The sequence below is a fragment of the Pseudomonas lijiangensis genome (genome assembly GCF_018968705.1).
GTDB lineage: Bacteria > Pseudomonadota > Gammaproteobacteria > Pseudomonadales > Pseudomonadaceae > Aquipseudomonas > Aquipseudomonas lijiangensis.
The window spans coordinates 2,942,002-2,962,896 of record NZ_CP076668.1 but is presented as its reverse complement, the minus strand read 5'-3'; the positions used below and the strand labels follow the sequence as shown (position 1 = coordinate 2,962,896).

Annotated in this window: 17 protein-coding genes; all 17 read left to right on the top strand. The window is 57.8% G+C overall.

Annotated elements, in window-relative coordinates:
• Positions 1-94: 94 nt before the first annotated feature.
• The 17 genes from KQP88_RS12480 to KQP88_RS12400 all read left to right on the top strand — a co-directional run bounded on the left by KQP88_RS12480 (position 95) and on the right by KQP88_RS12400 (position 20,882).
• Entirely contained in the window at positions 95-1,252 is a 1,158-nt protein-coding gene (locus KQP88_RS12480) for an efflux RND transporter periplasmic adaptor subunit (protein WP_216703183.1), read from the top strand.
• Positions 1,252-4,371 carry an efflux RND transporter permease subunit gene (locus KQP88_RS12475; protein ID WP_216703182.1) on the top strand — a complete coding sequence of 1,040 codons (3,120 nt, stop codon included), beginning with the start codon at positions 1,252-1,254 and terminating at the stop codon, positions 4,369-4,371. Before KQP88_RS12480 ends, KQP88_RS12475 begins: the two co-directional genes overlap by 1 nt.
• Positions 4,361-5,857 (top strand): MFS transporter, encoded by a 1,497-nt coding sequence (locus KQP88_RS12470; RefSeq protein ID WP_216703181.1) that lies wholly within the window; start codon positions 4,361-4,363, stop codon positions 5,855-5,857. The genes KQP88_RS12475 and KQP88_RS12470 overlap by 11 nt, the downstream gene beginning before the upstream one ends.
• A 73-nt stretch (positions 5,858-5,930) precedes the next feature.
• Complete coding sequence (locus KQP88_RS12465) at positions 5,931-6,935, top strand: SMP-30/gluconolactonase/LRE family protein (protein WP_216703180.1); 1,005 nt, start codon at positions 5,931-5,933, stop codon at positions 6,933-6,935.
• A 611-nt stretch (positions 6,936-7,546) separates the two neighbouring features.
• Positions 7,547-9,103, top strand: coding sequence for a type VI secretion system protein TssA (gene tssA / locus KQP88_RS12460; protein ID WP_198726429.1), 1,557 nt, complete (start codon positions 7,547-7,549; stop codon positions 9,101-9,103).
• Between the two features lie 32 nt (positions 9,104-9,135).
• On the top strand, positions 9,136-9,639 hold the full coding sequence (gene tssB / locus KQP88_RS12455) for a type VI secretion system contractile sheath small subunit (RefSeq protein ID WP_198726432.1): 504 nt from the start codon (positions 9,136-9,138) through the stop codon (positions 9,637-9,639).
• Positions 9,640-9,667: 28 nt separating this feature from the next.
• A complete protein-coding gene (tssC, locus tag KQP88_RS12450; RefSeq protein WP_025260185.1) occupies positions 9,668-11,143 on the top strand; it encodes a type VI secretion system contractile sheath large subunit in 1,476 nt (491 codons plus the stop codon).
• A gap of 10 nt (positions 11,144-11,153) precedes the next feature.
• Positions 11,154-11,561 (top strand): type VI secretion system baseplate subunit TssE, encoded by a 408-nt coding sequence (tssE, locus tag KQP88_RS12445; RefSeq protein WP_198726434.1) that lies wholly within the window; start codon positions 11,154-11,156, stop codon positions 11,559-11,561.
• Between the two features lie 10 nt (positions 11,562-11,571).
• Positions 11,572-12,078, top strand: a complete 507-nt coding sequence (locus KQP88_RS12440; protein ID WP_216703179.1) for a PAAR domain-containing protein — start codon at positions 11,572-11,574, stop codon at positions 12,076-12,078.
• Positions 12,079-12,082: 4 nt separating this feature from the next.
• On the top strand, positions 12,083-12,934 hold the full coding sequence (locus KQP88_RS12435; protein ID WP_216703178.1) for a hypothetical protein: 852 nt from the start codon (positions 12,083-12,085) through the stop codon (positions 12,932-12,934).
• The gene (locus KQP88_RS12430; RefSeq protein ID WP_216703177.1) at positions 12,931-13,323 is read left to right on the top strand and encodes a hypothetical protein; all 393 of its coding nucleotides are present in this window, start codon (positions 12,931-12,933) and stop codon (positions 13,321-13,323) included. The genes KQP88_RS12435 and KQP88_RS12430 overlap by 4 nt, the downstream gene beginning before the upstream one ends.
• The gene (locus KQP88_RS12425; RefSeq protein WP_216703176.1) at positions 13,320-13,634 is read left to right on the top strand and encodes a hypothetical protein; all 315 of its coding nucleotides are present in this window, start codon (positions 13,320-13,322) and stop codon (positions 13,632-13,634) included. Before KQP88_RS12430 ends, KQP88_RS12425 begins: the two co-directional genes overlap by 4 nt.
• 65 nt (positions 13,635-13,699) lie before the next feature.
• Entirely contained in the window at positions 13,700-15,487 is a 1,788-nt protein-coding gene (gene tssF / locus KQP88_RS12420) for a type VI secretion system baseplate subunit TssF (protein ID WP_200992225.1), read from the top strand.
• Positions 15,451-16,458 (top strand): type VI secretion system baseplate subunit TssG, encoded by a 1,008-nt coding sequence (gene tssG, locus KQP88_RS12415; protein ID WP_200992226.1) that lies wholly within the window; start codon positions 15,451-15,453, stop codon positions 16,456-16,458. Before tssF ends, tssG begins: the two co-directional genes overlap by 37 nt.
• Positions 16,459-16,471: 13 nt before the next feature.
• Positions 16,472-19,126 carry a type VI secretion system ATPase TssH gene (gene tssH / locus KQP88_RS12410; RefSeq protein WP_216703175.1) on the top strand — a complete coding sequence of 885 codons (2,655 nt, stop codon included), beginning with the start codon at positions 16,472-16,474 and terminating at the stop codon, positions 19,124-19,126.
• 10 nt (positions 19,127-19,136) lie between these two features.
• Positions 19,137-20,654, top strand: a complete 1,518-nt coding sequence (locus KQP88_RS12405) for a sigma-54 interaction domain-containing protein (protein ID WP_216703174.1) — start codon at positions 19,137-19,139, stop codon at positions 20,652-20,654.
• 87 nt (positions 20,655-20,741) lie between these two features.
• On the top strand, positions 20,742-20,882 hold the full coding sequence (locus KQP88_RS12400) for a hypothetical protein (RefSeq protein ID WP_025260177.1): 141 nt from the start codon (positions 20,742-20,744) through the stop codon (positions 20,880-20,882).
• Positions 20,883-20,895: the final 13 nt, after the last annotated feature.

The following is a 20,895-nucleotide window of genomic DNA, read 5'->3' as shown; positions in this document are numbered from 1 at the left end:
AAGCCTTAACACTTATTAACATCTTCCCAACACTTGTTTACATGCGTTCCGGAAGCAGTCTTTAGCATGGCGTGATCTTCAGGGGAACGCCACAATGCCGTCTTTATTCCGTCTCGATCCTGGTCATTTACTGCTGTGCGTCGCTCTTGCCGCACTGACTGCCTGTGGCAAGCCAACGGCTGAGCCAGACATGCCACCTCAAGTGAAGGTGGAAAGAGTCAAGACGCATCCCCTGATCATCACCACTGAACTCAATGGCCGCCTGGTTTCGCCGCGTGTTGCCGAGGTCCGTGCCCGGGTCGCCGGGATCGTGTTGCAACGGGTTTACCGTGAAGGCTCCGATGTCAGGCAGGGCGATGTGCTTTTTCGCATTGATCCCGCGCCCTTTCAGGCCGATCTGGAAAGCGCCGAAGCGGCTTTGCGCAAGGCTCAGGCGACGGAGTATCAGGCTCGCTTGCAGGCCGAGCGTTATGCCGAGCTGACAAAGATCAGTGCCGTCAGTCGTCAGGACGCCGAAAACGCTCGCGCCAGCTTCCAGCAGGCCCTGGCCGATGTCGCCTCGACCCGTGCTGCGCTCAAGCGCGCCCGACTCAACCTCGATTATGCAACCGTCACTGCGCCCATCTCGGGGCGAATCGGCAAGGCGCTGGTTACCGAAGGCGCGTTGGTCGGGCAGGGCGATGCCACTGTTTTGGCAACCATCCAGCAGTTACAGCCGATCTATGCCGACATCAATCAGTCCACCCGCCAGATAAGCGAGCTGCGTCGCTCGTTGCAGCAAGGCGAATTGCAGCAGCTTGAGCCGGGACAGATTACCGCGACACTCATTCAGGAAGATGGCAGCCCGTATCCGCACAAGGGGACGCTGCTGTTTTCCGACCTGACTGTTGACCAAGGCACCGGTCAGGTCACGCTGCGCAGTGAGTTTCCCAACTCGAAAAATGAGCTGCTGCCCGGCAGTTTCATCCGCGTCCAGCTTGATCAGGCTCGCACGGCACAAGGCATTACCGTCATTCAGCGCGCCGTACAACGTGATGCGGCAGGCAAGGCCCTGGTCCTTATTGTGGATGAGGGCAAGGTTCTGGAGCGGAGCATTGAGCTGGGCAGCGTACAAGGCAATCGCTGGATCGTGAAGAACGGTCTGAACGCCGGTGACCAGGTCATCGTTTCCGGGCTGCAACATGTGCAGCCGGGTAGTGCGGTCACCGTGCAGGAAGAGGGCGCAGACGCCCTGGCTCAGGAGCAGAAGTAATGGCGCAGTTCTTTATCGACCGGCCGGTTTTTGCCTGGGTCATCGCATTGTTCATCGTGCTGGCCGGCCTGTTGGCAATACCCAGGCTGCCAGTGGCTCAATACCCCAGCGTTGCGCCGCCTCAACTCGAATTGACGGCCACTTACCCTGGCGCGTCCGCCAATAGCATCGATGAGAGCGTGGTGAGCCTGATCGAGCAGGAGCTGAACGGCGTCAACAATTTGCTGTATTTCAGTTCCAGCAGCAGCCAGGGCACGGCGACCATGACCATTACCTTTCAGCCGGGCACCAACCCCGAGCTGGCCAAGGTCGATGTGCAGAACCGTCTGAAAGTCATCGAGCCGCGTCTGCCTCGTGCGGTCAGTCAGCAGGGCCTTCAGCTGGAAGAAATCTCCGCCGGGTTCCTGATGATCGCGACGCTGACCTCCACGGACGGCCGTCTGGACGAGATTGCGCTGAGCGACTACCTGACACGCAACGTGATCAACGAACTCAAGCGCCTGAAAGGCGTGGGCAAGGCCCAGTTGTTCGGCTCGGAACGTGCCATGCGTATCTGGATCGATCCGCAGAAACTGGTGGCGTTCAATCTGACTCCGGCGGATGTCAGCCAGGCTATTGCCGAGCAGAACATACAGGTTGCGGCGGGGAGCATTGGTGATTTGCCGTCTTCGACGGATCAGGAGCTGACCGCTACCGTCATGGTCAAGGGGCAGTTGAGCACGCCTCAGGAGTTTGCCGCCATTGTGCTCAAGTCGAACACCAACGGTTCAACCGTGACCATCGGCGATGTGGCCCGGGTTGAAGTCGGTGCCCAGAACTACAATTTCGCCACCCGCCTGGACGGGAAGGCATCGGTGGCCGTCGGTGTGCAACTGGCGCCGGCAGCCAATGCCATGAGCACCGCGACACTGGTGCAGCAAAAGCTCGACGAACTCTCGCGCTACTTTCCGGCGGGTGTGAAATACGACATTCCCTATGACACGTCGCCTTTTGTGAAAGTCTCGATCACCAAGGTCATTCACACCCTGATCGAAGCCATGGTGCTGGTGTTCATCGTGATGTTCGTGTTCCTGCAGAACATCCGCTACACCCTGATCCCGGCCCTTGTGGTGCCTGTCGCCCTGATGGGCACCTTTGCCGTGATGTATGTGCTCGGCTTCTCGATCAACGTGCTGACACTGTTCGGCATGGTGCTGGCAATCGGCATTCTGGTGGACGATGCCATTGTGGTGGTGGAAAACGTCGAAAGACTGATGGCCCAGGAAGGGCTTTCACCCAGAGAAGCGACCTGCAAAGCCATGGAGGAAATCAGCAGCGCCATCATCGGTATAACCCTGGTGCTGACAGCGGTCTTCATTCCCATGGCATTCATGTCGGGTTCGGTGGGGGTGATTTATCAGCAGTTCTCGATTTCCATGGCCGTTGCCATCGTTTTCTCGGCGTTTCTGGCCCTGAGCCTGACACCGGCTCTGTGCGCCACGATGCTCAAGCCGATACCTGCAAACTCGCATCACGAAAAGAAAGGTTTTTTCGGCTGGTTCAACCGCCGTTTCGAGCAAGCCAGTCAGGGTTACGAAAATCTGGTGAGCAAGGCGGTAGGGCGCATTGGGCGCTACATGGTCATCTTTCTATTGCTGACAGGCATCATGGGGCTGCTGTTTGCCCGTCTGCCGTCATCGTTCCTGCCAATGGAGGATCAGGGTTACACCATCACCGATATTCAATTACCGCCAGGTGCCAGCCAGCAACGCACCATTGAAGTGGCTAGGCAGATCGAAGCACATAACACCCGGGAACCCGGTATTACCAATACCGTGATGATTCTCGGCTTCAGCTTTTCCGGTAGCGGGCAGAATGCTGCGCTTGCCTTTACCACGCTGAAAGACTGGTCCGAGCGAGCCGCTCAGGATTCCGCGCAATCCATTGCCGACCGGGCAACTGCCGTTTTTTCAGGTCTCAAGGACGCCATGGTCTTCAGTCTGTTGCCACCGCCCGTTGAAGGTCTTGGCACATCGGGCGGTTTCGAGGTCTGGTTGCAGGATCGCAGTTCTCAAGGGTATGACGCGATGCGACAGGCTCGTGACGAGTTTTTGCGTCGAGCCGGCGAGAGCACGGTTCTGCAAAACGTGCGCGAAGCCTCTCTGGCGGAAACCCCGCAAATCAACATCGATGTGGATCGCTTGCAGGCCCACGCCATGGGTGTTTCGTTCTCGGATATCGCCAGCGTGCTGTCGACCTCACTGGGTTCAGCTTACGTCAATGACTTCCCGAACCTTGGCCGCATGCAGCAGGTGATCGTGCAAAGCGAGGGAGACCGTCGGCAGCAGGTTGAAGACCTGTTGCGCCTGGAAGTCAAAAACCGTCAGGGGCGCATGGTGCCTGTTTCCGCATTCGCCACTATCAAGTGGACGAAAGGGCCAGCACAGCTGACTCGCTACAACGGCTACTCGGCGATCAGTCTGTCCGGCGAGCCTGCGCAGGGGCACAGCACCGGTGATGCAATGGAGGAAATGGAGCGTCTGGCTTCGGGGCTGCCCTCAGGGTTTGCCCTACAGTGGGCGGGACTTTCCTTGCAGGAGCGCATATCCGGCGGCCAGGTGCCGCTGCTGCTCGGGCTGTCGATGCTGGTGGTCTTTCTGTGCCTGGCGGCGCTCTATGAAAGCTGGGCGATTCCTGCGGCAGTCTTGATGGTGGTGCCCCTCGGGATTATCGGCGCGGTGCTGGCCGTTACCTTGCGCGGCATGCCCAATGACGTTTTCTTCAAGGTCGGGCTGATCACCATCATCGGGCTCTCGGCGAAGAATGCCATCCTGATCATTGAGTTCGCGACGAGTCTTCATGCTCAAGGCATGGGCAGGGTCGAGGCCAGTATCCGGGCGGCTCGTCTGCGGCTGCGGCCCATCGTGATGACATCCCTGGCGTTCATCTTCGGGGTTGTGCCACTGGCGTTCGCCTCGGGGGCCAGTTCGGCTGGTCAGCAGGCCATCGGGACCGGCGTCATGGGCGGGATGCTCACTGCAACGCTGGCCGTGCTTTTCGTGCCGGTGTTTTTTGTCCTGATCATGGGGTTGCGTGAGAGAGCACAGCGCGGCTCGGCAGGTGAAGAATATGTCGGGTAGAACTTTAAACCGCTGGCTGGTATTGCTGGCGGTCATGATGGCTTTCCTGCCGATCGTACTGGATCTGACCATTCTTCATGTGGCAGTCCCCTCGCTTTCCATTGCCCTGCAGGCAAACGGTACCGAGGTCCTGTGGATCATCGACATTTATCCGCTGCTGATGGCCAGTCTGTTGATCCCCATGGGGACACTCGCCGACAGAGTCGGCCATCGGCGCATGTTGCTGCTGGGGCTTGGCATCTTTTGCACGGGGTCGGTGCTTGCGGCATTTGCTCCGAGTGCCGAGGCCCTGATCGGGGCACGTGCGTTCATGGCTTTTGGCGCTGCCATGGTCATGCCATGCACCCTGGCCATCGTTCGCCAGACGTTCGAGGATGAAGGTGAGCGGGCCATGGCATTGGGCATCTGGGGTGCAGTCGCTTCCGCAGGAGCTGCCCTGGGACCGCTTGCTGGCGGGGTGCTGCTCGAGCATTTCTGGTGGGGCGCAGTATTCCTTATAAACGTGCCGGTGATGCTTGTTGTCATGCCTCTGGTGAGGGCCTATATCCCGGTGCGTCTGCTATCGGCAGGCAGTAACGGAAAGTGGTCCATAGGCCAGGCCCTTATTCTGATCCTCGGCATCATGGCAACGGTATATGGCCTGAAGTCGGCTTTCAGGACAGGCAGCTCCCTGTTGATGACGACTCTCTTCCTGACATTCGGCATCCTGATGCTGTGCTGGTTTGCACGCAAGCAACTGCGCTCGCCCGACCCGATGCTTGATTTGAGCCTGTTTTCTGTCCCGGCGATCAGCGCAGGTGTTGTCATGTCGCTGGTGGTCATGGGAGCGCTTGCCGGGGTTGAGTTGATGCTCGCTCAGGAACTGCAATTCGTGCTCAGGCAAACGCCTCTGGAGGCTGGCATTTTCATGTTGCCACTGATGATCGGCTCCGCAGTCGGCGGGCCACTGGCAGGCATGACTCTTCAGGCGATCGGGTTGAGGCGGGTGGCGAGCTTTTCTCTGCTGGTTTCTGCCGCATCGCTGTTGGGGCTGGCGCTTGCAGACCTGGGCAGCAACGGTGTGATGGTCATTTTCATCCTGGCGACACTCGGGCTGGCGCTCAGCGTTGGCATGACCGCGTCTTCAGTCGCAATCATGAGCAATACACCCGTCGAGAAAGCCGGCTCGGCCGGAGCTCTGGAGGCGACCAGTTATGATCTTGGCTCGGGGCTGGGTATCACGGTGTTCGGAATCATTCTGACGTCCAGCTATGAGAGATCGATCCGTCTGCCGGATGGTCTTCCCCCGAGTATCGCCGAAACAGCAGGGCGCTCGATCGGCGAAACGATGATGGCGGCCAAGGCGCTGGGCGGGCATCAGGTGCAGCAACTCGTTCTGGCCGGGCAGCAGGCTTTCAGCTCATCACACAGTCTGGTTCTGCTCGCAGCTTGCGCCCTGATCGGTCTGGTGAGCATCGCCGTCTGGAGGCTGTTACGCAGTCAATAAATATCGGGAATAAACTTCGGCCGCCGATTACCGTCAAACCTGCCTCGTACGTATCTTCATATAAGGACGGAATATGCGGCAATTACGAAAGAAAGCGTCCCTGTTGCTATTGGGCAGCTCACTCCTGGCAACCAGCCAGATCATGGCTGCGGATGCGGCTTCGCCTATAACGGTGGTTGCCACCCACCCTTCGTTTTCCACGCTGGTCGAGCCCGGTGCGAAGGTGGAAATGCTCACCGACGGAGCAAAGTGGGCAGAAGGCCCGCTGTGCCTGCCCGATGGTCGCCTGCTCTGGAGTGACGTCAAGGCGAACAAGGTCATGAGCTGGGACGAGAAAAGCGGCGTCACGACCTTGCTGGACCCTGCCCACTATCAGAACGGGCGGGCACTGGATGCCGAGGGGCGCGTGGTTGCAGCCTCCCATGGCGAACGGGCAATCGTGCGTCAGGAAAAGGATGGCAAATGGCAAACTCTGGTCGAGCGATACAGGGGGAAACGCCTGAACAGCCCGAATGATGTCATCGTCGACAAGAGCGGCCATATCTGGTTCAGCGATCCGACCTTTGGCGTCTTGAACAAGGCAGAGAGTTACGGAGGAAAGCCGGAGCAGGGCGGCGAGTACCTGTATCGCTATAACCCGCAGCTCAAGGAGCTGACGCGCCTCAAGACACCGGGCCTTCATTCACCCAATGGCCTGGCCTTTTCGCCTGATCAAAGCCTGCTCTACGTGGCTGATTCGCAACTGGCCCACGACTTCAAGAACCCGAAGCTGGCCCACAGGATCATGGTCTATCAGGTGCACAAGGGCGCACTGAGCAATGGCCGGACATTTGCCGAAATCACTCCGGGTATCCCCGACGGCCTCAAGGTCGACGCCAAGGGTAATGTCTGGAGCAGCAGCAAAGAAGGTATCCAGGTGTTCTCGCCAAAAGGCGAACTGCTGGGGAAATTGCAGGTGGCTGCAGAAGATACCGGCAACCTTGCATTCTGCTCGGCGGGTTCACAGCACTGGGCTTACGTGACGGCAGGTAACAAGGTCTTGAGAGTGCAGACACTGGTTGGAGGAAGTCAGGAATAACCCGATTCGTCATCAATCCTTTCTTTTCCCATTGCTGTGTATGTACGCATGCACAGCAATGGGGAAATACCCCTAGACATCTCCGGGTAACCCTGATGATGGTCTTTTCATTACCTTCTTCTTGTATGTATTCATCCGGTAATGACATTCAGTCATAACTACGGCACATGTTTTATCTGCATATTGCCAAGTGCGGGGATGGGTGCGACATCATATTGATATCATTAGTTCCCGCGCATACAAATAATAGTCGCAAGAGTTAGTGGTGGGCACTGTTGATATATGGGTGATTGCCAATTGCCATCACTTTACATGATGGCTCTCATCCTTGCAGAGAGTGGTTTCATCCCGCGCTGGCGGCACTGAGGTGGAGGTGTGAGACATCAGGCTGACATCATTAGTTCTCGTGTTTTAAGAAAATCCCTACAAAACATAAAGAAGTTTCGTCTTGCTGTTTAAGTACTTGCTAGTGGCCATCACGGTGAGTAAGATCCACGCCCTCAGAAGGTGCGATTCTCAATTAAATCGGGGGTCGCGACCACTTCGCGCTGTCTTAATGCCATTGCAGTTGTAATGGCTACATTGGATGTGATCGTAATTGAAGGTCATGGATGTCATATTCAAGTAAGCTTTCGGCTCATTACCTCGAACTCGCAAAGGCACCGGTTTCCACCGAAAGCTTTGCGGGCGAGGACGTTCGCTTTTCAAGCGAGTATGAGGCTCTGGAAAGCGAGCTGAACAAAGCCCAATCCATGCACGAAAGCGGTCAGATCGACTGGCTGAAAATTCGCGAAAACAGTGAAACTCTCCTTCGTACCCAGTCCAAGGATTTGCGCGTAGGTGCCTGGCTGACCTGGTCCCTTTATCAGCGAGAATCCTTCCAGGGTTTGTTGGCAGGCCTCGGGCTTTTACACCACCTTTGCGAGAATCACTGGCCCGAAGTTTTCCCGAGCAAGGCGCGTACTCGTGCCGCTGGCATCAGTTGGCTGGTGTCACGCCTTGAGCAGGTTTTGAACGAAAACGTTGCCATCAAAGAGCAACTGCCTCTGTTCCGCCGTCTGGTCGAGCACCTTGAAGGTCTCGACAATGCGTGCACCAAACATCTGGGCGATGATGCTCCGCTGCTGTTGCCACTCTCCCGCCGCCTTAAAAGCATGGTTCAGCGCGCTGCCGACAACCAGCCGGAACCTGGCGTGGTGGGTGCAGCGGTTGCTCAGGTCAAGCAGGCCGCTACCCAGTTATTCACGCCCGGTGCGCCAATCGACAATGAGAAGGAGGCGCACAAGGCCCTGCGTGCCCAACAGGAAAACGCACGTCCGCTGTGCGCCTGGTGGCTCAAGCAGAAAGCCAGTGACTTGCGCGCTTTGCGCCTCAGTCGCACGCTGCTGTGGCTGCCGATAGATGCGGTTCCCGAGCGCAATGCGGAGCAGATCACCGCGCTGCGCGGGCTGCCGGCCGACAAACTCAAGGCTTATCAGGATCGTTACGACCAGGGCAAATATGCCGACCTGCTGGTAGAACTGGAGGCCAGCCTGACGAAGGCGCCATTCTGGTTCGATGGCCAGCGGATGGTCTGGGAATGCTTGCAGGCCCTGAACGCCGAACTGGCCATGCGTGAAGTGGAAATCCACTTTGCGCTGTTGATCCAGCGTCTGCCCGGCATTATCGAATTGCGTTTCCACGACGGCGCACCGTTTGCCGATCCGAACACCCGCGCCTGGATCAGCGCCCATGTGATGCCGCACCTGCAGACTGCCAGTGCGCCGCGCAAGGTTGAAGTTGCCGACACCCAGCCGGCCTGGGAACAGGCCCTCGAAGATGTCATGCCGGTTCTGCGCAAGGAAGGCCTCAAGGCTGCCGTGCAGATCCTCAAGCAGGGCTTGCAGAGCGCCAACGGCGGACGGGTAAAGTTTTTCTGGCAGTTCGCACTCGCGCGGCTGTGCTTCATGGCCAAGAAATACGAACTGGCCAGGACTCAGCTCGAAACACTCGACCAAACATTACAGGACTCAGGCCTGAACGCCTGGGAGCCCGATCTTGCGCTGGAAGTGCTGCATTTACTGCATAGCTGCTGCGAGTTGTTGCCGCAGAACCATGCAGTGCGTGAACGCAAGGAAGAGATTTATCGCAGGCTGTGCCACCTCGACCTCGAAGTGGTACTCGAATAGGCCCCAGGGCCACAACCGCAAGGAGAAAAGCCATGGCCAAAGAAGGCTCGGTAGCCCCCAAGGAACGCATTAACGTCACTTTCAAACCTGCCACCGGTGGTGCACAGGAAGAGATCGAACTGCCGTTGAAGCTACTTGCAATCGGTGATTACACGCACCGCAAGGACGAACGCAAGATCGAAGATCGCAAGCCGATCAGCATCGACAAAATGACGTTTGACGAAGTGCTGGCAAAGCAAGAGCTGAGTCTGACATTGAGCGTGCCGAACCGCCTTCAGGAAGAAAGCGACAACGAAGAGCTGGCCGTGAAGCTGCGCGTCAACTCGATGAAGGACTTCAACCCGGCCAGCCTGGTCGAGCAAGTACCCGAGTTGAAAAAACTGATGGAACTGCGCGACGCGCTGGTGGCCCTCAAAGGTCCGCTGGGTAACGCGCCTGCGTTCCGCAAAGCCATCGAAGGCGTTCTCGCCGACGACGAATCCCGCGGTCGCGTACTCGGTGAGCTGGGCCTGAACGCCGAAGCCCCGAAAGCCTGAGCCTCTATCAGTCAAGGAAGCCAACACAATGAGCACTAGCGCAGCACAGCAAAAGAGCAACGAGAGCGGCGAGTACAGCATTCTCGACAGCATCATTGCCGAAACCCGTCTGACACCGGACGACGAAGCCTACGACATCGCCAAGCGCGGCGTGTCTGCTTTCATCGAAGAACTGCTCAAGCCGCAGAACAACGGTGAGCCGGTCAAGAAGGCCATGGTTGACCGCATGATCGCCGAGATCGATGCCAAGCTCAGCCGTCAGATGGACGAAATTCTGCACCACCCTGACTTCCAGTCCCTGGAATCGTCCTGGCGTGGTCTGCAATTGCTGGTCGATCGCACCAACTTCCGTGAAAACATCAAGATCGAAATCCTCAACGTCTCCAAGGACGACCTGCTGGACGACTTCGAAGATTCGCCGGAAGTGATGCAGTCGGGCCTGTACAAGCACATCTACACCGCTGAATACGGTCAGTTCGGTGGACAGCCGGTTGGCGCGATCATCGCCAACTACTACATGTCTCCAAGCTCCCCTGACGTGAAGCTGATGCAGTACGTCTCCAGCGTAGCCTGCATGTCCCACGCACCGTTCATTGCCGCTGCCGGCCCGAAATTCTTCGGCCTGGAAAGCTTCACCGGTCTGCCGGACCTCAAGGATCTGAAAGATCACTTCGAAGGCCCGCAATTCGCCAAATGGCAGAGCTTCCGTGAGTCGGAAGACTCCCGTTACGTTGGCCTGACCGTGCCGCGCTTCCTGCTGCGCAACCCGTACGATCCGGAAGAAAACCCGGTCAAATCGTTCGTGTACAAGGAAACCGTCGCCAACAGCCACGAGCACTACCTGTGGGGCAACACGGCCTACGCGTTCGGCACCAAGCTGACCGACAGTTTCGCCAAGTTCCGCTGGTGCCCGAACATCATCGGCCCGCAGAGCGGTGGTGCTGTTGAAGACCTGCCGTTGCACCATTTCGAAAGCATGGGCGAAATCGAAACCAAGATTCCTACCGAGGTTCTGGTTTCCGACCGTCGTGAATACGAACTGGCCGAGGAAGGCTTCATTTCCCTGACCATGCGCAAAGGCTCCGACAACGCGGCGTTCTTCTCCGCAAGCTCGGTGCAGAAGCCGAAGTTCTTCGGCATCAGCGCAGAAGGCAAGGCAGCAGAGCTGAACTACAAGCTCGGCACCCAACTGCCGTACATGATGATCGTCAACCGCCTGGCTCACTACCTGAAAGTGCTGCAGCGCGAGCAACTCGGTTCGTGGAAAGAGCGTACCGACCTCGAGCTGGAACTCAACAAGTGGATCCGCCAGTACGTGGCCGACCAGGAAAACCCGAGCGCCGAAGTCCGTGGCCGTCGCCCACTGCGCGCTGCCCAGATCATCGTCAGCGATGTAGAAGGGGAGCCGGGCTGGTACCGCGTCAGCCTGAACGTGCGTCCGCACTTCAAGTACATGGGGGCCGATTTCACCCTGTCGCTGGTTGGCAAGCTGGACAAAGAGTAAGGAGCGACTCATGACCGGATACGGCAGCCTTTTCGAGCGCCTGAGTGGCGACGCGGATCAACGTGCTGGATGGAGCCGCGAGGTTTCCGCCATGTCGTCCGTGGCTGCCCATCTGGCCAAGATGCTCAGCACCCGTGCGGGCAGCGTGCAAACGCTGTCCGATTACGGGTTACCCGATCTCAATGACATGCGCCTGAGCCTGCACGACTCCCTGAGTCAGGCACGCCTGGCCATCGAAAGCTTCATCGAAGCCTACGAGCCGCGCCTGAGCAACGTGCGTGTCATTTCCCTGCCGCGTGACAACGATCAGCTTCGCCTGTCCTTCAGTATCGAAGGCCTGCTGGAAGTTGATGGTTTCAAGCGTCAGGTCAGTTTCGCCGCGCGCCTGGATGGCAGCGGTCAAGTGAAGGTCAACTAAGGAGACTCCGATGTCCGGTAAACCCGCAGCACGTGTATCCGACCCGACTGCTTGCCCTGTCTCCGGCCATGGCACCAACCCGATTGCTGCCGGTTCCGGCGACGTCTTCTTCGACGGCCTCCCGGCCGCCCGCCAGGGCGATGCCTCGGCCTGTGGCGGTGCGATGGTGGGCGATCTTGCAACGACCGTTCTGATCAACGGCAAACCGGCTGCGACCGTGGGTTCGGTGGGCAGTCATGGCAACAAGGTGACGGCCGGGTCCGGGACGGTGATTATCGGGAATTCGCATACGCCGGCGCCGTTTGTTGCTCCTGAGCCAGTGGTTATTCCTGGAGTATTTAATCGTACTTTTGAGTTTCAGACTGCTAATGGACAGCCTGTATCCAGCTTGAATTACAGGATGATTTCTGAGTCTGGGATAGAGAAAGCAGGAAGCTCATCGACCGCTGGTGCCACTGGATGTTTATCGACTGGCAAGCAAAGCGAAATAGTCACTATTTACGTAGCGTCGGAGTAATAGCGTGGAAACCACTATTATTATCGACGGTGTAGCTCATGTTTTTGAGACGTCGGATGGCAAAACGGAGCTGAAAATCAAGTCGGAAACGACACCTAGTGAGGATCAAAAACCTCAAAAGCTTTTAGTGCCCGATATCTGGCTTGTAACCAGGGGGAATGGAGTACCACTGTTTGCCCTAAAACCTGGGCCATCGGATGTTAAATTTAGAATTCTCACAGCTGATAAGTTGTATGAGGCAAAGCGCCAGTGGTTTGAGCCTTTGGCCGATAACTATAGAAAGATGGTATGGATAAACCCTGAATCTCTATCAGTTGGCTCTGAAGCCTATAAGGCGTACAAGCACTTTACGTGGGCGCAGATTATTAACTTTGCGATCGTAGATCGTGTGTCGCTCAGCTTTATGCCTACCATGTCAGGAGATTGGAAACATAGCCCTGAAGGTGGATCTGGCTTCATATTGGTAATGATCGAAGGCGAGCCTTACTGGGCTGATGGAGTGGGTCAAATTCCGTTTGCCACCGATACATACCGTCTGTATCTGGAAGAGACAAAGCAACAAGAGGCCTCTATCCTGAAAACAGTGGAGACCGGCATGAAATATGGCGATGGTCTTCCTATTTTTCCGAAGGCGGATTTTTCTAACGAATACGATAACTACATGGTATTGCGCGGTGCGCTTTGGGCTTCGGAAAATTTTGATATTCACATTGAAAAGGAAATGGTCGTTGCCGGCCGCATGGGGCTTCGTGAGAGAGTTATCACTAAAACTCTGTACCGTAATGGTTCAAGCCAGAAGCTTAAAAGCTCCATTACCCCAGATTTGGTAGCGAAATATGGAGTCTGGAAAAAATGATGGCTCGAGTAATGATAGCGTTGGCAGTCCATTTTTTTGCATGCGCCTTCTATGTGGTCGTTAATTATTACGGCGTATCGTTGTATAAATATGCTTTTGGCGGGCTGACTTCTCGCGGCGCATCCATTGGGATGGCCATGTATTTGATTTTCTATTTTTTTATTGCGGTAAATTTCATTGTGGCGTTAATACCCAGGATTGCAATGAAACTAGTTTTTTTGTTCCTTATGGTAGGCGCTATATTGGTTTACCTGCTTCCTCTCTACCCTGTGCGGGCATTGGCTTACAGCGTTTTGACAGGCGGCCTGACTGCTGCTGCAATATTTCTTTCAGGGAAAGTGAGCGAAATGGTATTGGCGAGGCGCTCCGGGCGTGGTGCTGATAAATGAAAGCTTTCTATTATTCGGTTTTGGCGATCTTTGTACTTTTTTCATTTACAGATCCAAAAAGCGAGTGGCCAGTTAGCTTTGAGTATTTAGGGCTTTCGGAGAGTGTCGATATCTACAAGGAGCTGTTTGTCCTTTGTGTGGCCCTTTATATTCCGCTAATGCTGCTGGTGGTTTTTTGCTTTGCAAGGGCGCTTGTCATTTTCGCAAGGTCGAAAAGTTTTCAGGGGGGCTTTTCTCTTTTGATCGCTCCGATTGCAGGTGTTGTAGCGCTTTATCGCTTCGACAAATGGGTGTTCAGTGAAATTTTCTGATCACTCGGCACAAAGTATTAAGCAGAACCGCTTTCCCACGAGATCCACTACCAGGCAGGTAACCCGTGTCCTTTAACCACTACTACCAAAGCGAGCTCACCGCACTGCGTCAGCTAGGTCGTCGTTTCGCCGAGCGTAGCCCGGCGTTGGCGCCTTTTCTGGGGCAGACCGGGCGTGATCCGGATGTGGAGCGGTTGCTGGAAGGTTTTGCTTTCCTGACCGGGCGTCTGCGCCAGAAACTCGATGACGAATTGCCGGAACTCAGCCATTCGCTGATGCAACTGCTGTGGCCGAACTACATGCGCCCGCTGCCGGCATTCAGCATTTTGCAGTTCGATCCGCTCAAGCGTTCGGGGCCTGCGTTGAATGTCGAGCGTGATACGCCAATCGAGAGCGTGCCAAAAGATGACGTGCGTTGCCGTTTCCGTACCTGCTACCCGACCGAGGTGCTGGCACTGGACCTGAAGGCACTGAATTACTCGGTGAAGGGCGACGGTTCGCTGTTGAGCCTGCGCCTGGAAATGAGTGCTGACGGTCACCTGGGCGAGCTGGAGCTGAGTCGCCTGCGCCTGCATTTTGCCGGTGAGCGCTACATCAGCCAGATGCTTTACCTGAGCCTGTTGCGCAACCTGGAAGGCATCGAGCTGATTCCTCTGGACGGAGCCGGCAAGCCCATCAATGGCGTCAACGACATTCCGATGGCCTTCAAGATCCCGGGCGACCGTGTGCAGCCGGTGGGTTTTGCCGAGGAAGAGGCGTTGATCCCGTATCCGCTGAACACCTTCCGCGGCTATCGCTACCTGCAGGAATACTTCGCCTTTCAGGACAAGTTCCTGTTCGTCGACGTCAACGGCCTGGATATTCTCAAAGCGTTGCCACAAGACACCCTCAAGCAGATGCGTGGCCTGGAACTGCGTTTCGATATCCGTAAAAGCGGTATCCAGCGCCTGCGCCCGACCCTGGATAACGTGAAGCTGTTCTGCACGCCCATCGTCAACCTGTTCAAGCACGATGCGTTGCCGATCCGTCTCGATGGCAAACAGGACGAGTACCTGTTGTTGCCAGCGGAATACGACCTGGAAAACTGTGGTGTGTTTTCGGTGGAAACCGTGACCGGCTGGAAGCCCGGCGGCCTCGGTTATCAGGAGTACGTGCCGTTCGAGTCTTTCGAACATGACCCCAGCTTCGATGTGCCCAACAGCCGTCCGCATTACAGCATCCGCCAGCGTTCATCCTTGCTGCATCACGGGCTGGACACTTACCTGAGCTTCGGTATCCGTCACACCGAGGCTCACGAAACCCTGTCCATCGAGCTGATGTGCACCAACCAGAACCTGCCGCGCAAGCTCAAGCTCGGCGATATCTGCATGGCCTGCGAAGAGACGCCGGAGTTCCTGAGCTTTCGCAATATCACCCCGGCCACGTCGAGTTTTGCGCCGCCGCTGAACCGTGACTTCCTGTGGAAGCTGATCAGCAACATGTCGCTTAACTATTTGTCCCTGGCCGACGTCAATGCACTGAAGGTGATTCTGGAAACCTACGACCTGCCGCGCTACTACGACCAGCACGCGGAAAAGGTCAGCAAGCGCCTGCTGGGCGGGCTCAAGTCGATCAAGCATCAACACGTGGACCGGTTACACCGTGGTCTGCCGGTACGCGGTCTGCGCACCGAACTGACCATCGACCCGGAAGGGTATATCGGCGAAGGCGACCTGTTCGTGTTCGCTTCGGTTCTCAACGAGTTTTTCGCGCTTTACGCCAGTCTCAATTCGTACCATGAACTGCGGGTAAAAAGCACACAGGGAGAGGTGTACCAATGGACACCACGTATGGGTCTTCAGCCCCTGCTTTAAGCGGGCTGACCCGAAGTATACGAGAGTACTCGCTGTTTCAGGCTGTGCTGCTGGTCATCGACCGGCTGCGCGAGGCGCACCCGTACCTGAGCGAAGACGACCTGTATGACCAGCTGGAATTCCAGGCCAACCCGAGCCTGGGTTTCCCTGGCAGTGACGTTGATCGCGTGGAGTTTTTCGAAGAGCACGGGCAGATGCGGGCGCGCATGCGCTTCAACCTGATCGGCCTGGTGGGTTCCGGTTCGCCGCTGCCTGCGTTTTATGGCGAACAGGCGCTGGGCGACAGCGAGGACGGCAACCCGACCCGCAATTTTCTCGATCTGTTTCACCATCGCCTGCAACGGCTGATGCTGCCGATCTGGAAGAAATACCGCTATCGCGCCAGCTTCGAAAGCGGCGCGGTCGATGCGTTCTCTTCGCATCTTTTCGCCCTGATCGGCCTGGGTGGGGAAGAGATCCGGCGCGCCAAGGAACTGAACTGGAAGCGTTTGCTGCCGTATCTGGGCCTGCTCAGCCTGCGTGCGCACTCGGCAGCATTGATCGAAGCGGTGCTGCGTTATTACTTCAAGCACGCCGAACTGACCATCGAGCAGTGCATCGAGCGTCGGGTGGAAATTCTCGACGAGCAGCGCAATCGTCTGGGCCGCGCCAACAGCATGCTCGGGGAAGATCTGGTGCTGGGTGAGCACGTGCGCGACCGCAGCGGCAAGTTCCGCATTCACATTCGCGAGCTCGACTGGCAGCGCTTTCACGAGTTCCTGCCGATCGGTTTCGGCTACCAGCCGCTGTGCGCGCTGGTGCGGTTCACCTTGCGTGACCCGCTTGATTACGACATTCGCCTGGTACTGCGCCAGGAAGAAATACGCGAACTGCGCATCGGTGAACAAAACGCCTGTCGCCTGGGATGGACCAGTTGGCTCGGCCGCGAAAAAGCGGACGGTGTGGTAACCCTGGGCAGCAAAACTCATTAAGGACAGATGACCCATGATCAACGTAGACCTGCAACAACTTATTCAGGCACTGGACGCCGAAACCCGTCGTGATCTGGAACGTTCGGCCGAGCGCTGCGTTGCCCGTGGCGGTAGCAAAATCCTCGTCGAAGACTTGTTGCTGGGCCTGCTGGAACGTCCCCAAGGCTTGCTCGCGCGCGCCTTGCAGGATGCCGAAGTGGATGCCGGTGAACTGAGCGCTGCGCTGCAGCCGCGCGTCGAGCACAGTGCTTCGCGTAACCCGGTGTTCGCACCGGAACTGGTGCAATGGATACAGGATGCGTTGCTGGTGGCCAACCTTGAACTGGGCCAGAACCAGGTCGAACAGGCCGCGCTGATCCTTGCATTGCTGCGCAATCCGATGCGCTATGCCGGTAGCCGCTACCAGCCATTGCTGGCCAAGTTGAACGTTGAACGCCTCAAAGAGTTCGCGCTGTCCCAGAAAGAACAACCGGCCAACGGTAAACCGGCAGTGCAGGGCGAGTCGCTGCTGGAGCGCTTCACCCACAATCTGACCCAACAGGCCCGTGACGGCAAACTCGATCCGGTGCTGTGCCGCGACGGCGCTATTCGCCAGATGGTCGATATCCTGGCTCGTCGCCGCAAGAACAACCCGATTGTGGTCGGTGAAGCGGGTGTGGGTAAAACCGCCATTGTCGAAGGTCTGGCTTCGCGCATCGCCGCGGGTGAAGTGCCGCAAGTCCTCAAGGGCGTAGAGCTTCTGTCTCTGGACATGGGACTGTTGCAGGCCGGTGCCAGCGTCAAGGGCGAGTTCGAACGACGCCTCAAAGGTGTGATCGACGAAGTCAAAGCCTCGCCAAAGCCCATCATCCTGTTTATCGACGAAGCCCACACGTTGATCGGTGCTGGCGGCAATGCCGGTGGCTCCGATGCAGCCAACCTGCTCAAGCCGGCCCTGGCCCGTGGCGAGTTGCGTACCATCGCTGCCACCACCTGGGCGGAGTACAAGAAGTACTTTGAAAAAGACCCGGCCCTGGCCCGTCGTTTCCAGCCGGTGCAACTGCACGAACCGACTGTCAGCGAAGCCGTGACCATCCTGCGTGGCCTGGCTCAGGTTTACGAGAAGAGCCACGGTATCTACCTGCGTGATGACGCCGTGGTGTGTGCTGCCGAGTTGTCTGCCCGTTATCTGGCAGGCCGCCAGTTGCCGGACAAGGCTGTCGATGTTCTCGATACAGCATGCGCCCGTGTGCGCATCAGCCTGGCCGCGGCTCCTGAGAGCCTTGAGCGCCTGCGTGGCGAACTGGCCGAAGGCGGCCGTCAGCGTCAGGCGCTGCGCCGTGATGCCGAAGCCGGTCTGCTGATCGACCATGAAGCCCTTGATGCTCTGGAAGCCCGACTGGAGGAAGCCCAGAGTGAAATGACAGCTCTGGAAAGCCAGTGGACCGAACAGAAGCAACTGGCCGAACGTCTGCTGGAACTGCGTCAGCAACTGGCCAAGGCCCGTGAAGCCGCAGCGGTCGAGCCGACCATCAGTGTCGAAGAGGACGCCGAAGGCACGGTCATCGAAACCCTGAGCAATGAAGCCGACGAAGCCCTGAGTGTCGAGACGCTGGAAGCCGAGTTGAACCAGACCCACAGTGCCTTGACCGCCGCTCAGGCCAAGGAGCGTCTGGTCAGCTTCGAAGTCTGCCCGCGTCTGGTGGCCGAAGTGATCAGCGCCTGGACCGGTGTGCCGCTGTCGCAACTGGCCCGTGAGCACAATGCCAAGGTCGCGAGTTTCGCCGTCGACCTGCGTACCCGCATCCGTGGTCAGGAACAGGCTGTACATGCGCTTGATCGTTCGATGCGCGCCACGGCTGCCGGCCTGAACAAGCCCGACGCACCGGTGGGCGTGTTCCTGCTGGTCGGTCCGAGCGGTGTCGGCAAGACCGAAACCGCGCTGGCCCTGGCGGATCTGCTGTACGGCGGTGACCGCTTCATCACCACCATCAACATGTCCGAATTCCAGGAGAAACACACCGTTTCACGCCTGATCGGCGCACCACCGGGCTATGTAGGTTACGGCGAAGGCGGCATGCTCACCGAAGCCGTGCGCCAGAAGCCTTATTCCGTGGTGCTGCTCGATGAAGTCGAGAAGGCTGACCCGGACGTGCTCAACCTGTTTTACCAGATCTTCGACAAGGGCGTGGCCAACGACGGGGAAGGGCGCGAGATCGACTTCCGCAATACCCTGATCCTGATGACCTCGAACCTGGGCAGCGACCGTATCGCCGAGCTGTGCGAAAACGGCGAGCGTCCGTCTGCCGAAGTGCTGGAAGAGACCATTCGCCCGGTCCTCAGCAAACACTTCAAACCGGCGCTGCTGGCCCGTATGCGCGTCGTGCCGTATTACCCGGTCGGCGGCCCGGTGCTGCGCGAGCTGATCGAGATCAAACTCGGTCGTCTGGGCGAGCGCCTGAACCGTCGCCAGCTGGAGTTCACCTGGTGCCAGAACCTGGTGGATCACCTGTCCGAGCGTTGCACCCAGAGCGAAAGCGGTGCGCGCCTGATCGATCACTTGCTGGATCAGCACGTTCTGCCGCTGGTGGCCGACCGCCTCCTGGATGCCATGGCCACCGGTGAAAGCCTCAAGCGGGTTCACGCCACGCTCGACGGCAACGCCAGCGTGACGTGCGAGTTCGCCTGAGGTGGGTGTGATGTTCACTCAGGTGCCTCAGCCACTGGCCTATGCCGAAGCGTTGCTTGCGCAGTACGCTGAACTGTCGCGAGCGGCCAGCGGTGCCGATCTGCTGGGTGGCTTTGTGCGCGGGCTGGCCGGGCTCAGCGGTTGCGAGCTGACTCAGCTCTACCTGCTGGATGCCACCAACACCTGCCTTGGCATGAATGCCGAGTGCCTTGATGGCGTCCTGCAACCCCGGGAAGCGGCGAGCTTGCCGGTGGATTACAGTGACGAACAGTTGCTGCAGTTCGCCCTGAGCCAGAATCGTGTGCTGTTCCTCAGCGAACTGAGCGGCAGCCTGCATGAAACCAGCTTCCTGCCGGCACAGGCCACGCCCTGGCAGTCGCTGCTGTGTGTCCCGATGGTCACCCATCAGAAGTCCGTAGAAGGCGTGTTGTTGTGCGCAAGCCGTCGGCATGTCGACCTGCAAGGTTTTGCCGACTCACTCGGACAGCTTGGCTCGTTTGTACTTGGCCAGTTGCATCTGATGCAGCGCCTGCGCCAGCCCATGAATGAGCTGCCCGTTGCATCGGCCCGCGTGCCCAGTGCCAGCGATTACGGACTGATCGGTAAAAGCGCAAGCATGCGCCGTACCTATTCGATGATCAGCAAAGTCCTGCACAGCCCTTATACCGTGCTGTTGCGCGGCGAGACGGGCACCGGCAAGGAAGTGGTCGCACGGGCGATTCATGACTTCGGACCGCGCCATTCGAAGGCATTCATCGTGCAGAACTGTGCGGCGTTCCCTGAAAACCTGCTCGAAAGCGAGTTGTTCGGCTATCGCAAGGGTGCATTCACCGGTGCTGACTTTGACCGTGAAGGGCTTTTCGACGCTGCCAATGGCGGCACCCTGTTGCTCGACGAAATCGGCGACATGCCATTGGCCCTGCAAGCCAAGCTGCTGCGCGTCCTGCAGGAAGGCGAGATTCGTCCGCTGGGTTCCAACGAGACTCACAAGATCGACGTGCGCATCATTGCCGCCACACACCGGGATCTGTCGGTGATGGTCAGTGAAGGCACGTTCCGCGAGGACTTGTACTACCGCCTTGCGCAGTTCCCTATCGAACTGCCGGCCTTGCGTCAGCGCGAAGGCGACATTGTCGACCTGGCTCGGCACTTTGCCGACAAGACCTGTGCATTCCTGCAGCGTGACCCGTTGCGCTGGTCGGATTCGGCACTGACTCACCTGTCCAGCTATGCCTTCCCCGGCAACGTTCGCGAGCTCAAGGGCCTGGTCGAACGTGCCGTGCTGCTGTGCGAGGGCGGTGAGTTGCTGGCCGAGCACTTTTCCCTGCGCACAGAAGCCATCCCACTGGACAGCAGCCTCAATCTGCGCGAGCGACTGGAACAGGTAGAACGCTGCATGCTCCTCGATTGCCTGCGCAAGAACGATGGCAACCAGACGCTTTCCGCGCGCGAACTCGGTCTGCCGAGACGCACACTGCTTTACCGCCTTGAGCGCCTGAATATCAATCTGGGTGATTTCAATGGGTAGGCAACCACACTGTTTTTCAATTCATCCGCTTCCAACAGCGCCCTCCGAAAGGTCCGGCGCTTTGTGCTTACTCCTGGAGACCCTCTGATGTCTGTTCGTCACTGGCAAGCCTTCCTGCTGACACTTGTCGTTCTATGCGGCCTTGGCGGCTGCAGCGGCAATTACAAATTCAACGACAACACCTATCGCCCATTGGGTGATCCTCAGGCGGTCAATCGCGGCAAGTGACCGCAAGGAGCAT

What these genes read in the sequence shown, in the direction of transcription:
- KQP88_RS12480 (WP_216703183.1), top strand. Translation starts at nt 95, where the DNA reads ATGCCGTCTTTATTCCGTCTCGATCCTGGTCATTTACTGCTGTGCGTC.
- KQP88_RS12475 (WP_216703182.1), top strand. Translation starts at nt 1,252, where the DNA reads ATGGCGCAGTTCTTTATCGACCGGCCGGTTTTTGCCTGGGTCATCGCA.
- KQP88_RS12470 (WP_216703181.1), top strand. Translation starts at nt 4,361, where the DNA reads ATGTCGGGTAGAACTTTAAACCGCTGGCTGGTATTGCTGGCGGTCATG.
- KQP88_RS12465 (WP_216703180.1), top strand. Translation starts at nt 5,931, where the DNA reads ATGCGGCAATTACGAAAGAAAGCGTCCCTGTTGCTATTGGGCAGCTCA.
- tssA (WP_198726429.1), top strand. Translation starts at nt 7,547, where the DNA reads ATGTCATATTCAAGTAAGCTTTCGGCTCATTACCTCGAACTCGCAAAG.
- tssB (WP_198726432.1), top strand. Translation starts at nt 9,136, where the DNA reads ATGGCCAAAGAAGGCTCGGTAGCCCCCAAGGAACGCATTAACGTCACT.
- tssC (WP_025260185.1), top strand. Translation starts at nt 9,668, where the DNA reads ATGAGCACTAGCGCAGCACAGCAAAAGAGCAACGAGAGCGGCGAGTAC.
- tssE (WP_198726434.1), top strand. Translation starts at nt 11,154, where the DNA reads ATGACCGGATACGGCAGCCTTTTCGAGCGCCTGAGTGGCGACGCGGAT.
- KQP88_RS12440 (WP_216703179.1), top strand. Translation starts at nt 11,572, where the DNA reads ATGTCCGGTAAACCCGCAGCACGTGTATCCGACCCGACTGCTTGCCCT.
- KQP88_RS12430 (WP_216703177.1), top strand. Translation starts at nt 12,931, where the DNA reads ATGATGGCTCGAGTAATGATAGCGTTGGCAGTCCATTTTTTTGCATGC.
- KQP88_RS12425 (WP_216703176.1), top strand. Translation starts at nt 13,320, where the DNA reads ATGAAAGCTTTCTATTATTCGGTTTTGGCGATCTTTGTACTTTTTTCA.
- tssG (WP_200992226.1), top strand. Translation starts at nt 15,451, where the DNA reads ATGGACACCACGTATGGGTCTTCAGCCCCTGCTTTAAGCGGGCTGACC.
- tssH (WP_216703175.1), top strand. Translation starts at nt 16,472, where the DNA reads ATGATCAACGTAGACCTGCAACAACTTATTCAGGCACTGGACGCCGAA.
- KQP88_RS12405 (WP_216703174.1), top strand. Translation starts at nt 19,137, where the DNA reads ATGTTCACTCAGGTGCCTCAGCCACTGGCCTATGCCGAAGCGTTGCTT.
- KQP88_RS12400 (WP_025260177.1), top strand. Translation starts at nt 20,742, where the DNA reads ATGTCTGTTCGTCACTGGCAAGCCTTCCTGCTGACACTTGTCGTTCTA.